We start from the raw sequence: 12,165 nt of genomic DNA on the forward strand, positions 1-12,165 counted from the left end.
AGGGACGTTCCCGGGCGCCCGCGTTCACCGATGGAGGCCGGCATGCTCATCACAGCCGCGAACGACCCCGCCGGCCGAGCCGGCGGGACCACCGCGCACGGCACGGATCTGGCCGCCGTCATGGCTGACGGCGGCAGCCCAGCATCGTCAGGCGGGCACGAACAACCAGCGGACGGGAGATCTGCGGTGCTCAAGTTGGCAACGATCGGCGTCTATGGCTTCGACGGTGAGTCCTATCTGCAACGACTGCGACAGGCGGACGTCCGCCTGCTGCTCGACATACGTCAGCGCCGCGGTGTCCGCGGACCCGAATACGCGTGGGCGAACTCGCGCCGGCTGCAGGCGGCCCTCGACGAGGCCGGAATCGCCTACGAGCACCACCGCGAACTCGCTCCGACCACCGATTTACGTCAGCTCCAGTACGCGGAGGACGACCGCCTCGGCGTCGGCAAACGCTCGCGCCGCGAGTTGGCCGCCGAGTACACCCGCCGCTATACGAGCGAGATCCTCGATCCCGTGGACCTGGAGCCGATCGTGTCGGCGCTGCCGAGCAGCGGGACCGCCGCGCTGTTCTGCGTCGAGCGCGACCCCGAGGCCTGCCACCGGTCGCTGGTCGCCCAGCGGCTCAGCGAGCGCTACGACATCACGATCGAGCACCTCCGCCCGTTGCCATGAGCGGGCCGCTGCCGGGCGGCGCGTCGCGACCGCCGACAGCGGCCCCGGTGGCAAGACCCCGCGGAAGCGCGCGATCCGCCGACTGCCGGAGGGCGGCGGACGTAGGGTCGTTTCATGAGTTACCGACCCATAGCGGAAAGGGTACGGCGCGTGCCCAGCAGAACATCCCCCACCGGTCGCCGTGAGGCCCGGCCGGCCGTGGCCTCCGCACCGGGCCGAGGCGACCGGGATCCTCGGACCCGCGAAGGACGCCGGCACCGAGCCGTGCTCCGTACCGAAGGCAGGGCGGACTGATGGCCGCCGAGGAGGAGGGGCTGTTCACACTGCCGGCGACCGGCACCCCGCCCGCGGAACCCGTGCGGGCCGACGCGCCGTTAGCGGTGCGGATGCGGCCGCGCACCCTCGACGAGGTGGTCGGGCAGGCGCACCTGCTGCGGCCGGGCGCGCCGCTGCGTCGGCTGGTGGAGGGCGGGGACGCGGCGTCGGTCCTGCTCCACGGCCCGCCCGGCACCGGCAAGACCACGCTCGCGCGCCTGCTCGCCGCCGTCGACACCAGGCACATCGTCGCCCTCTCGGCGCTCTCCAGCGGCGTCAAGGAGCTGCGCGAGGTGATCAACGACGCGCGTCGTCGCCGCGATCGTCAGCACCGGCAGACCGTGCTGTTCATCGACGAGGTGCACCGCTTCTCCAGGACCCAGCAGGACGCGCTGCTCGGGGCCGTCGAGGACAGGCTTGTGCTGCTTGTCGCCGCCACCACGGAGAACCCGTCGTTCTCGGTGGTCTCGCCGCTGCTGTCGCGGTTGCTGGTGTTGCAGCTCACGTCGCTGAACGAGGACGAGGTCCGCGAGCTGCTGCGGCGGGCCGTGACGGATCCGCGCGGCCTCGGCAGTGCGGTCTCGCTCTCGGCCGAGGCCGAGGACGCCTTGGTCCGCCTCGCCGCCGGAGACGCCCGCAGCGCGCTGACCGCGCTGGAGGCGAGCGCCGACGGAGTGGCTGACACGGGCGGTACGGTGATCGACGTGCCGGCGGTGGAGCGGGCCGTCGCCGAGGCCACCGTGCGCTACGACCGGCAGGGGGACCAGCACTACGACGTCATCAGCGCGTTCATCAAAGCGATCCGTGGCTCCGACCCCGACGCCGCGCTGCACTACCTGGCCCGCATGCTCGTTGCCGGGGAGGACCCGCGGTTCGTCGCACGGCGGCTGGTGGTGCACGCCAGCGAGGACGTCGGGCTGGCCGACCCCACAGCGCTTCAGGCCGCCGTCGCCGCGGCCCAGACGGTCCAGCTGATCGGAATGCCCGAGGCCCGCCTCGCCCTGGCGCAGGCCACCGTACATCTGGCCCTGGCACCGAAGTCGAACACGGTGATCACCGGAATCGACGAGGCCATGGCCGACGTCCGGGCGGGCGCCGTCGGTGAGGTGCCCGCTCATCTGCGCTACGGCCGCTACGCGGGCGCCGCGGAGCTGGGGAACGCCGTCGGCTACCGCTACCCCCACGCGACGCCCGAGGGAGTCCTGGAACAGCAGTACCCGCCGGACGCCCTGGTGGGCAAGGACTACTACCGTCCCACGCGGCACGGCGCGGAAGGCGTCCTGCACGAGCGCCTCGCCCAGCTCCGCCGTACGGTCCGCGGAGGGTAGCGGCGTCGCCGCCACCGGACGGAACCACGGCACACGCCGGTCTCGCCGGGCGCCGTCCTGGTCGTCGTGCGGGCCACCTGCTAGTCATCGTGCGGGTCACCCGCGGTGGCCGTGCCCCGGGACCGCCACTCGCTCTCCGACACCTGGGGCATATGGAAGCGGCTGGTCGTGCGCGCGTACCAGCCGCCGTTCAGCCTGCCGATCGGTGCGAGGGACGCGGTGTCGATGTGTCCGCGGTCGGCGTCTCTCACGTACTCGTCCTCGACGTGCACGGCCAGCACCTGCCCGATGATGATGCGCTGCCCGGCACCGATGGGGACGATCTGCGTGAGTGCGCATTCGAGGCCGACAGGGCTGGCGGCGACGCGCGGCGGTTTGACCAGCGCCGAGGGCACCGTGTCGATTCCGACCTCGGCCAGTTCGTCCACCTCGGCGTCGAAATCGATGGCGGTGGCGTTCATCAGCGGGGCGCACGCGTCGGTCACGAGGTTGACCACGAACTCTCCGGTCTCCTCGATGTTCCGCGCCGAGTCCTTCGGTCTCCCGTCCCGCGCCCCCATACCGATGCACAGCACCGGTGGGGTGCCGGACATCAGATTGAAGAACGAGAACGGTGCGGCGTTGGTGCGTCCGGTGCTGTTCGTCGTCGTCACCCAGGCGATGGGCCGGGGGACTATCAACGCTGCGAGGAGGTTGGCGCGGGGACGAGCCTCCATGGAGGCAAGGTCGAAACAGCTCACCGGGCTTCCTTTCCCAGGCCCTTCCGCCGCCGGGCCGTGCGCGGGGCCCTTCCAGGCCGGCGGCGCCGGACGGCGGCGGGTGGGATCTGCGTCGATGTCGGCTGAGACTGCCGTATGAGCCGGTGATGTGCAGCAGCGGTTCGCCTGCCCGGACGTCGGGCGCATCCGGTACCGGGCCACGATGACACCGTATCTTCCCCCACCGGCGGTGCGGGTCCTTCCGCCTGGCGAACCCGCCCCTTTCCGCGCGACCAACCACCTCGGGCGTCACGCGCCGGCGGTAGTGCTGTCCCCTCTCAGCACGAAGGCGGCTCCCCGGCCCCGGAACAGGGGGGCGGGGAGCCGCCGTTCAGCCTTCACTCAGCGATCAGTGCCCCTGTACGGGGCGGCCCCTGGTGCTCAGAGCTTGGTGATGGTGAGGGTCCACGAGCCGTCCGCGTGGGGACCGACGCAGGTGAACTCCTTGATCGGCCAGGAGTGGCCGTCCTTCATGCACTCGTCCGCGCTGGGCTCCTTGTACTGGTCCCCGATCATGAAGCCGGGGGGCCGGGGAACATCGGCCTGGGCGGCTCCGACAGCGAGCCCGGAGAAGGCCAGAAGGCCGGCGCCGACGATTGCTGTGCGCTTGAGCTTGCGCATGTAGTCCCTCTCGTGCACGCACGTACCAGGACGTGCGGGATCGTTCAGGTGTCCCGTACCCCCTGCCGGACAGGAGGGAACGGAACCTTACGAAGAAGTTCGATCACCGACGGGACGGAAAAGTTCACGAGGGGCCCAGGATTTTTTGGCGAGCCGGTACGTCAGTCGTCGTCACAGCTCGACAGGGCTTCCGTGACCATGCGGGTGGCGAAGTCGGGATCGTCGGTGATGCGGTTGATGTGCTCGGCGAGGAGGAAGGCGGTGACTTCCAGGGGGTTCATCTCCTTTCCCGTCCAGTCCCCGTACTGCTTGCGCCACAGGTTGGGGCTCAGCCCGGTGCCCGCCGCGATGACCAGGCCCGCCATCATGGGGATGGCCTCAGGGCTGACACTCTTGGGCATCATGCGCATCGTGGCCACGAGGTTGGGCACCACGTACTCGATGACGTCCTTGCCGTGGTCCTCGTGCGCCTTCCGCAGCCACGTCATGAACATGTAGATGAGTGTGCAGGCTCCGTCCAGCAGATCCTTGGCCCCTTCGGGGCCCATCGACGCCGTGAGCTGGTCGATGAGCGCCTGCTGTTCGGGGTCGGTCCCGGTTTTTCCGGCGTGGACGCTCTTGAGCCGGGAGTCGATCATCATGAGTGCTGCGCCCACATCGCCGGCGGGAGCGTGCTGGGGGCCGTAGGGCGATGACACAGGGTTCCTCCTCAGGTGGGCCGCGAAGGTCAGCACGGCTTGTCCGTACAGTAGACGGCCGACGAGACGCGGGTTGGTGGTTTCCCCTTTAGGGCGGCAAGGGCGAGTGATCCCCGCGCGGGCACAAGGGCCTCGTCGGCCGATCCGTTCGGCGGCGGATGACGTGCCGTGGGCCACTGGATGCGGGGTGACACAAAATGCGGGTGCCCGGCGTCCTGCGTGTGGCAGCACCAGGGGTGAACGGGCAAGGGTTGGGCAAGAGAGAAGGAAGCGAACGAACCGCCGACACCACCGACTTGCTCGGCCGAGCAAGTCGGCAAGGTGGCGCGATTGCCCCTTCATGACGATGCACTCCCAGGACGGCCTCGGCGCGGGGCTCTCTACGCCGAACGCAACCCGGAGAAGCTGTCGGCCGCGGAGCGCGAGACCGCCGTGAGCCGTTGACGCCGCCGGGGGGAGGGGGAGGCCCTTGCGTGGGGCCGGGGTCAGGGGCGGAGGCCCTTGAGTATCACGTCGGCGTACAACTGCTGGGCGCCGAGGGTGTCGGCGTTGCTCGTGGCCATCGCGAGCCCGTACATCAGTGCCCGGAACTCGGCGAAACCCACATCGGCGCGCAGCACCCCGGCCTGGTGGCACCTGTCGATCAGCCTGCGGACGTTGGTGACCAGCTCCGAGTTCCTGCCGCCGGTGCCCTTCTCGAACAGCCTGCCGAGGCCGCCGTAGACCTGGCGCAGCCCGCGGTTCCGCATCATGTCCTCGGCGCTCCGCCGCACATACGCGCTCAGGGCCTCCCAGGCGTCGGGCAGCTCCAGCGCTTCGGCCGCGATGGCGGCACTGTCGGCCAGCCACTGGTCCGCCAGCGTGTCGATCAGCGCCTGCTTGGTCGGGAAGTGCCGGTAGATGGTCCCGACACCGACCCCGGCGCGCCGGGCGATGTCCTCCATCTGCGCGTCGGTGCCGTCCTCGACGAACGCGTCGCGCGCGGCCTCCAGGACGCGCTGCCGGTTGCGGCGCGCGTCGGCTCGGAGAGGCCGATCGGCGCGAGACGGCATCTGGTTGGTCATCAATACCAGTCAATCACAGGGAAGTTGACAAGGTGAAGCCGGATTCCGTATTGTCCGACCCTTCCCGCGGTAGCGGAATCCGGGTTCGTGTGAGGAGTCGGCGCAGGCCCAGGGCCTTGCACTCGCTCTGCTTGTCACCATGCAGCTCGTGCTGGCCCTTGACGCCTCCATCGTGCACATGGCGCTCCCGGCCATCGGCCGTGACCTGCACTTCGCTCAGGCCGACTCGTCGTGGGGCAGCAACGCCTGCACGCTCGCGTTCGGCGAATTCATGATGTTCGGCGGTCGGGTCGCCGAACTGGCAGGACGCCGGATGTTCGATCCGGGGTCGGCCCTGCTCACCGTCGCCTCACTCGCGGGCGGCCTGGCGCCCACTCCGGCGGCCCTGGTCACGGCGCGCGCCGCGCGGGGCCTCGGCGCGACGCTGGTAGCCCTCGCCGCACTGTCGCTGATCACGACATTGTTCGCGCCCGGCCCTGAGCGCAACCGGGCCTTCGGACTTCTCGGCGCCGTCGTCGGTGCGGGTGGCGCAGCCGGGGCGCTCCTCGGCGGGCTGCTCACCGACTGGTTCGGCCGGAGGCCGTGCTGTTCGTCAACGTCCCGATCGGCATCATCGCCATCGGGAGGGCTCCGGGCTCGGCTCCCGGCTCGCGCGACGACGGCTGGGTCACCGGCGCCCGCTGTTCGGCGGGCTGCTGGTCGCCGGCGCCGCCCTGACGCTCCCCGTCGTCCCCGCCCGCAGTACCACCAAGGCGGCCCCGGCCAACACCGCCCCGGCTCTCGACACGATCACCGCTCATGCGTATCTCTGTCTGTACCTCTGCGCAGCGATCCGGCGCACACGGATCAAAGAAAATCAATGTGTGTGTCGTCGAATGAGCACGGTCTTGGAGTGGACCAAGGAAATCGTTGGCGATTTCTCTGGTGCGCTCGACCAGGATTGCGTCCGCTCTGTTGTGCAAAGCGTATGGCCGGGGGAACGAGCCCATGGGTACAATCCCGCTATGGATGATTTGGACGCGCGGTTGCAGCGGATCGGACAGCAGGATTTCCGCGCGAAGTTCCGGTTACGCGGCCGGGACCGTGCGGTGGTGGACCTGCGGGGTATCGCCACTGTACGCAGGCACGCCGAGGAATTGATCAAACGCAGGTTGGCTCCGGCCGAACCGTACAAGGACGGCCGTCAGACGCCTTATCGCGGGCATCCGGTGTTCGTCGCACAGCACGCCACGGCCACGTGCTGCCGTACCTGCCTGTCACGCTGGCACGGAATCCCCGTCGGACGTGCGCTTGATGCGGCAGAGCAGGACTACGTCGTCGAAGTGATCTGCCGATGGATCGCGGAGCAGTACGCCCCCCGCACTCCGCCCGCGTGACCCGATCCACGCTGTCAACGGGGGCCGAATCCCTGGAACGGTACAGCTCGGCAGAACTCCCTTGGAGAGCGGATGGCAGTTGACGTGCAGGCGACTCGGGATGTCATAGAAATAATCACCGGCGGATGGAGAGCGCAATCCCTCTATGTGGCGGTCAAACTCGAAATACCGGACCACATAGAAGCCGGCCGGGCCACTTGCGGCGAACTCGCGGAGGCTACGGGGGCGAAGGAAGAGGGCATCCGCCGCCTGATGCGTCTTCTGGTGGCCATGGGGGTATTTCAGGGGAACGAGCGGGATGGTTACCGGAACACCGCTGTGAGCGCAGCACTGATCGACGGTTCTCATTCCCTGCGCGATATGTGCTTGCTGCACGGCGAGGAGTTCTACACCGCTTGGGGCCACGCCCACCAGGCCATCAGCAAGGTCGAGTCAGGTTTTGAGGCGGCCTACGGCCATTCCTTTTACACGCATCTTGGCCAGCACGAGGGCACCGCCAAACGTTTCCAGCGCACCATGAACGCCGGAAACATGTTCTTCCCGCAAGTGCCGGAGGTCTTCGATTTCTCCGGCGACAAGATGGTCGTGGACATAGGTGGCGGAGGCGGGGATCTGCTCGCCGCGATCCTGAAAGCCACACCGGATGCCCGGGGTACGCTCTTCGACCGCACACACATGATGCCTGCGGCCAGTAAGCACCTGGCCGACACGGTCGGACTGGACCGGGTCCAACTGGTCGCGGGTGACATGTTCGACGGCGTTCCGACAGGCGGGGACGTATACACCCTCTGCCGAATCCTTGCCGGCTGGGACGACGACGCGGTCGTCAAGGTTTTCGAGCACTGCCGACGCGGCATGGTGGACAGCTCGTCACGCCTCATCATCTTCGACCGTGTCGTCGACGACGCCGAGCACTCTCCCATACTTCCGCCGCTGTGGGATCTGCACCTCCTGATGACGACCGGTGGCCGGCACCGCACCGTGAGCAGGTTCACGGAGTTGCTGAACCGGGCCGGCCTGGACGTCGAGCGGGTCGCCGAACTGCCCATGGACACAACCGCGTTGATCGCGGCACCGCGCTCCTCTCCGGGGAACTGAACGGCGGGTCGGCGTCCGACACCCCTCCCCGTGGGGGCGGGGTGGGCGGGGCCGAGGCGAGCCGGCGGCGACGTTCAGTATCCCGGCGGCGGCTGGAAGCCCCCGATCACTTCCGCCAGGCACTGTACGAAGCGGACGGCGGTGCGGTCGTGCAGGTAGGGCGCGATCACCTGGATACCGACGGGAAGCCCGCCTCCGGTGAGCCCGATCGGAGCAACGGCGGCGGGCAAGTAGTTGAGGGACGACGGCGCTGTCCAGGGGAGCAGGTCGCCGTACGGGCGGTCCGCACCGTTGATCCGTAGGGTGCGGATGGTCCGGCCGGGATCGGTGCGCTGGTCGTGGGGGAACGCGCTGACGGGGGCCGCGGGGCAGACGAGCACGTCGACCTCGCGGAAGAACTCGGCCCAGCGCCGGCGGGAGTGCTGCCGCCGTTCGTCGAGCGCGTGCCAGTCGCGAAAGCTGACCGTCAGGCCCGAGGCGATCCCGCCCCCGGCCCCCTCCGACACGGCGCGTTCCACCAGCCGGGCGTACGACTCCTCCGGCTCGATCAGCCCTCCTTGCGCCAGCAGCAACGGGCGGTAGAGCTCCATGGTCTCAGCGAGTCCGACCGGACCCTCGCGCTCGATCACGGTCGCGCCCTCGTCGCGCACCGCGTCCAGTGCCCTCCGCATCACCGCGACCACCTCGCTGTCGACGGGGCAGCACGGGTCGTCCAGCCAGGCCGCGACCCGGAACTCCCGCAGGCTGGAAGCCCGGGCAGGGGGCAGTTCCAGTCGCCACGCCGGCGCGAGGTCAAGAGGTGCTCCAGCCAGGACGTCGAGGCCCAGGCCGAGGTCGTCCGCGTGCCGGCCGAGCGGACCGAGCACCGCCATGTCGAACTCCGTCAGAGTCCCCGGGGCGTGTCCGGAGACACTGCCGAGCCCCGGCACGATCCCGTACGACGTACGCAGTCCGTAGACGCCGCAGAAGTGGGCAGGTACGCGGATCGAACCCGCCGAGTCCGCGCCCAGTTCCAGGCCCGTCAGCCCAGCGGCGAGTGCTGCGGCGGATCCGCCGGAGGAACCGCCGGGCCCGCGGGCCAGGTCCCACGGGTTGTTCGTGGTTCCGTAGATGTCGTTGTAGGTCTGCCAGTCCCGGGCGTCGGCCGGCAGGTTGGATTTGCCGAACACGATGGCTCCCGCGGCCCGCAGCCGCGCGACCGACTCGGCGTCCCTGGTCGAGACGTGATACCCCCAACGGGTGGAGCCCCCGGTGGTTCGCATGCCCGCGACCTCCAGGCTGTCCTTCACGGTCACCGGGACGCCGTGCAGCGGGCCGAGCGGCTCGCCGCGGAAGAGGGCGCGATCGGCTTCGCGCGCCGCGGCTCGCGCCCCTTCCACATCCCGGACGACGATGGCGTTCACCTGTGCGTCGAACTGTTCTCCACGATGCAGATAGTGGTCGAGCAGTTCCAGGCTCGATATTTCTTTTCCCGCGATGGCGGCAGCGTGTTCGCGGGCGGAACGATGTGCCAGATCAATCATGAGAACCTCCCCCGTGACCGAACCGTATAACGGTCCCGAGCTGCCCCGAAAGGGCTGCTCGGGGCCGATATCTCGGCTGCCATCGGCGCGAACTCCCGGTGGCAGTGCGGGCTTTCAACGGGCCCGCTTGCTGCGGAATTGCCGCGTCCGACAGTTGTTGAGCCGGAACCGTGTCCGGTATGGAGCCGGAACGGTTGGGTTGCTCGCTCGTTAGCAGGGTGCGGCCGAGGCCGAGGACGCGCGTCGCCCTACGGCTGGGGCGTGCTGAGCGACCTGCGACGCCGCCAGGGCTCGGACGATCCTCCGTAGCCCGCTGCCAGGATCACGACATTCGCAACCACTCATGCCCAGGAGCCTCAGATGGGATCTCGACTCAACCCGTGCTTCGCCCTCAACGGAAACGCGCGGCAGGCGATAGAGTTCTATCGGGACATCTTCGGCGGCAAGCTGGAGATGGGCACCTACGCCGAGTTCGGTTCTACGGACGCACACGCTGACAAGATCATGCATGCCCGGCTCGACACCCCGGACGGCTACACGCTGATGGGTTGGGACGTCCGGGACGGGATGCCCTTTCAGTCAGGCAACAACGTCGCGGTTTTCCTCGGAGGCGACACCAGACTTCGCGAATACTTCGAGAAACTGTCCGTCGGCGGAACCGTGACGCTACCCCTGGAGAAGCAGTCATGGGGTGACGAGGCCGGCTCGCTCGTGGACCAGTTCGGAATCACGTGGATGGTCAACATCACCTTGTGAGTACCTCGCAGTCTCGACCCGGGCAGCAGCGTTTCAGTGGGTGTCGAACAAGGCCTGGTACCGAGCGACTGCCTCTTGTGTGGCCGCACGTTCGTCAGGGGTCGGGTGGAAAGGATCCTGGGCGGGGGGCAGCGCCCCGAGCTTGAGCAGCGCGGCCATGAGAAGCATGCGTGCCTTGGTGGCTGTGAGGTTGTTCCCTGAGATGAACGTCGGGTCGGTCCGATACGCCATGCCCCCGGTGTTGCCGCGGCCGGTGCGGACCACCGGCATGCCCGCGAAGATGGCGACGCTCAGTGCCGCGTTCCTCGCCGGATCAGCCATCCCGAACGGCGACATGCCCTCACATACGAAACCGGCCAGCGGCGCCGCGGCAAGGTTGGCTTTGATCCGCGCCAGGACCTCCACTTCGTCGTCAGGAGCGGGCAGGCCATCAGCGCCAGTCCGCGCCGCTACGTACCGGCCGTACTTGGTGATCACGACGTGCGGCATGGCGGCGGGCACCAGTCCCTCGGTGTCCTTGGTCGGAACATCGACCAGGGACACGCCGGCGTCCAGTGTTCCGGTGACGCCGCTCACCTTTTCGGGGAGCACCGTGAGGCGCAGGTCCGAACGGTGCGTGTGGCGGCGGGCGGGAAGGTAGGTGAGTTGGGGCGGACCGTAACCGCCCAGGTCGGCGACGATTCCTCCGTGGCCGCCGGTGACTTCGTAACCCCCCGGCCGCGCGTCGACCTTGGTCACGTCCCGGGCTGTGTAGACGAGTTCGTCGACGATCAGGCAGGCGCCCACGCGGTCTTCGCCCCGCTCGTTCAAGGAGACGCCCGACACCAGGTATTTGACGCCGTCCACCACGTTGCGGTCGCCGTCGGCGCTCAATGACTGGTGGCGGCGTTGGGCCGCGTGTCCGATGATCGGCACCGTGGTGTCGACGACGAGTCCGAGCCAGTACAACGTCTCGTCCACGGTCGGGCTTCCCTCCAGCCATTGGACGCCGACGTGCTCACCAGTGGCGAGGACGGCCTGTACCTGGTTGGTCGCCAGGGCGAGGTTCGCCAGACCGGGTTCTTGCTGCAGGTGATAGGGGTAGTAGACGAAGAAGTCCTGCCCGGGGCACTCGGAGTCGGGGTCCGCGGTGTACCCGCCCGACGGAGCGGCCCGGAAGAAGTCGAAGTCGGCGCTCGTCCCCAGCTCGACGGAAGTGCCGTAGTCGGCGAGGCCGAACCGCTCGATCTCCTCGTAGAGGCGGCGGGCATCGGGGTAGAAGGTCTGCCGGGCGGCTCCAGGGGGTGCGAACGGAGCGGTCCCGGTTTCTTCCCAAGCGGAGCCGTTCGCCTGCCTCGCCATGTAGGGAAGCGGGTAGAGGCCGTCGTCGGGGCGGAGTTCGGCCACATACACCGGCGTGGCGTCCTCGGAAGGCCGCTCGTCGTGGAACGTGCCGTCGCCGTCGAGCCAGCCGTCCGGCGGCGCGTACAAAGCAGCTGCGTCTCGTTCGAGCGGGTGCGCGCTGAACGCCTCGATGTACACCGTCACGGGCGCCGCGAGCCGCTGCGGGCGCAGCACGTCGAACGGCGAGGGCCGCAGCGGAAGGCCGTGGCGTATGCGTGCCTTGTTCGATGTGATCAGGTCCGGTGTGTTCAAAATCGTCGCCGTCGGCCCGGCGAACACCGCGATCCGCGGTCGCCGCGCGCCGTCCGGAAGGGTTTCACGCATGACAAGTCGCCTCCCTGAGCACCGGAGATCTCGGGACTGAAACCGCCACGCCAGGTCCGCCCGGCCGTATGCGGCGCCTGCCCGAGTCGAATACAGAACGCCGAGCTGAAGTACGAAGCTGTCGGCCGTCTGCTGGACGCGCGCGACGTGCCCCCGGCAGGCGCGGCCCGGGCAGGCCCGGCACCGAAATCGCCTACCACTCCACCGAGCAGCCGGCCCGGCTGTGCGGGCAGGACATCGCCCCGC

Annotated in this window: 12 protein-coding genes; 6 read left to right on the plus strand and 6 right to left on the minus strand. The window is 68.9% G+C overall.

Annotated elements, in window-relative coordinates; translation table 11 throughout:
• Positions 1–42: 42 nt before the first annotated feature.
• Complete coding sequence (locus FM076_RS31335; protein ID WP_243274694.1) at positions 43–675, plus strand: DUF488 domain-containing protein; 633 nt, start codon at positions 43–45, stop codon at positions 673–675.
• Between the two features lie 293 nt (positions 676–968).
• Positions 969–2,318 (plus strand): replication-associated recombination protein A, encoded by a 1,350-nt coding sequence (locus tag FM076_RS31340; RefSeq protein WP_173874201.1) that lies wholly within the window; start codon positions 969–971, stop codon positions 2,316–2,318.
• Positions 2,319–2,398: 80 nt separating this feature from the next.
• Here the strand turns inward: FM076_RS31340 and FM076_RS31345 are convergent, their stop codons facing one another.
• From FM076_RS31345 to FM076_RS31360, 4 genes are all read right to left on the minus strand, one after another.
• Entirely contained in the window at positions 2,399–3,034 is a 636-nt protein-coding gene (locus FM076_RS31345) for a flavin reductase family protein (RefSeq protein WP_173874202.1), read from the minus strand.
• 423 nt (positions 3,035–3,457) lie between these two features.
• Entirely contained in the window at positions 3,458–3,715 is a 258-nt protein-coding gene (locus FM076_RS31350) for a hypothetical protein (protein WP_345945360.1), read from the minus strand.
• A gap of 143 nt (positions 3,716–3,858) precedes the next feature.
• Entirely contained in the window at positions 3,859–4,395 is a 537-nt protein-coding gene (locus tag FM076_RS31355) for a hypothetical protein (protein ID WP_173874203.1), read from the minus strand.
• 485 nt (positions 4,396–4,880) lie between these two features.
• Positions 4,881–5,459 (minus strand): TetR/AcrR family transcriptional regulator, encoded by a 579-nt coding sequence (locus FM076_RS31360; protein ID WP_173874204.1) that lies wholly within the window; start codon positions 5,457–5,459, stop codon positions 4,881–4,883.
• Between the two features lie 139 nt (positions 5,460–5,598).
• Between FM076_RS31360 and FM076_RS35455 the strand changes: the two genes are divergently transcribed.
• The 3 genes from FM076_RS35455 to FM076_RS31375 all read left to right on the plus strand — a co-directional run bounded on the left by FM076_RS35455 (position 5,599) and on the right by FM076_RS31375 (position 7,933).
• Entirely contained in the window at positions 5,599–6,471 is an 873-nt protein-coding gene (locus FM076_RS35455; RefSeq protein ID WP_173874205.1) for an MFS transporter, read from the plus strand.
• Entirely contained in the window at positions 6,464–6,835 is a 372-nt protein-coding gene (locus FM076_RS31370) for a DUF4186 domain-containing protein (protein WP_173874206.1), read from the plus strand. Before FM076_RS35455 ends, FM076_RS31370 begins: the two co-directional genes overlap by 8 nt.
• 72 nt (positions 6,836–6,907) lie before the next feature.
• Positions 6,908–7,933, plus strand: coding sequence for a methyltransferase (locus FM076_RS31375; RefSeq protein ID WP_173874207.1), 1,026 nt, complete (start codon positions 6,908–6,910; stop codon positions 7,931–7,933).
• 74 nt (positions 7,934–8,007) lie between these two features.
• Here FM076_RS31375 and FM076_RS31380 read toward each other — a convergent pair whose 3' ends face one another.
• On the minus strand, positions 8,008–9,456 hold the full coding sequence (locus tag FM076_RS31380; protein WP_173874208.1) for an amidase: 1,449 nt from the start codon (positions 9,454–9,456) through the stop codon (positions 8,008–8,010).
• A 360-nt stretch (positions 9,457–9,816) separates the two neighbouring features.
• Between FM076_RS31380 and FM076_RS31385 the strand changes: the two genes are divergently transcribed.
• Positions 9,817–10,212, plus strand: a complete 396-nt coding sequence (locus tag FM076_RS31385) for a VOC family protein (protein ID WP_173874209.1) — start codon at positions 9,817–9,819, stop codon at positions 10,210–10,212.
• A 33-nt stretch (positions 10,213–10,245) separates the two neighbouring features.
• Here the strand turns inward: FM076_RS31385 and FM076_RS31390 are convergent, their stop codons facing one another.
• Entirely contained in the window at positions 10,246–11,919 is a 1,674-nt protein-coding gene (locus FM076_RS31390) for an asparaginase domain-containing protein (RefSeq protein WP_180217874.1), read from the minus strand.
• Between the last annotated feature and the right edge of the window lie 246 nt (positions 11,920–12,165).

The organism is Streptomyces albus subsp. chlorinus, from assembly GCF_013302895.1.
In the GTDB taxonomy this organism is placed as follows: Bacteria; Actinomycetota; Actinomycetes; order Streptomycetales; family Streptomycetaceae; genus Streptomyces; species Streptomyces chlorinus.

What these genes read in the sequence shown, in the direction of transcription:
- FM076_RS31335 (WP_243274694.1), top strand. Translation starts at nt 43, where the DNA reads ATGCTCATCACAGCCGCGAACGACCCCGCCGGCCGAGCCGGCGGGACC.
- FM076_RS31340 (WP_173874201.1), top strand. Translation starts at nt 969, where the DNA reads ATGGCCGCCGAGGAGGAGGGGCTGTTCACACTGCCGGCGACCGGCACC.
- FM076_RS31345 (WP_173874202.1), bottom strand. Translation starts at nt 3,034, where the DNA reads ATGGAGGCTCGTCCCCGCGCCAACCTCCTCGCAGCGTTGATAGTCCCC.
- FM076_RS31360 (WP_173874204.1), bottom strand. Translation starts at nt 5,459, where the DNA reads ATGACCAACCAGATGCCGTCTCGCGCCGATCGGCCTCTCCGAGCCGAC.
- FM076_RS35455 (WP_173874205.1), top strand. Translation starts at nt 5,599, where the DNA reads ATGCAGCTCGTGCTGGCCCTTGACGCCTCCATCGTGCACATGGCGCTC.
- FM076_RS31370 (WP_173874206.1), top strand. Translation starts at nt 6,464, where the DNA reads ATGGATGATTTGGACGCGCGGTTGCAGCGGATCGGACAGCAGGATTTC.
- FM076_RS31375 (WP_173874207.1), top strand. Translation starts at nt 6,908, where the DNA reads ATGGCAGTTGACGTGCAGGCGACTCGGGATGTCATAGAAATAATCACC.
- FM076_RS31380 (WP_173874208.1), bottom strand. Translation starts at nt 9,456, where the DNA reads ATGATTGATCTGGCACATCGTTCCGCCCGCGAACACGCTGCCGCCATC.
- FM076_RS31385 (WP_173874209.1), top strand. Translation starts at nt 9,817, where the DNA reads ATGGGATCTCGACTCAACCCGTGCTTCGCCCTCAACGGAAACGCGCGG.
- FM076_RS31390 (WP_180217874.1), bottom strand. Translation starts at nt 11,919, where the DNA reads ATGCGTGAAACCCTTCCGGACGGCGCGCGGCGACCGCGGATCGCGGTG.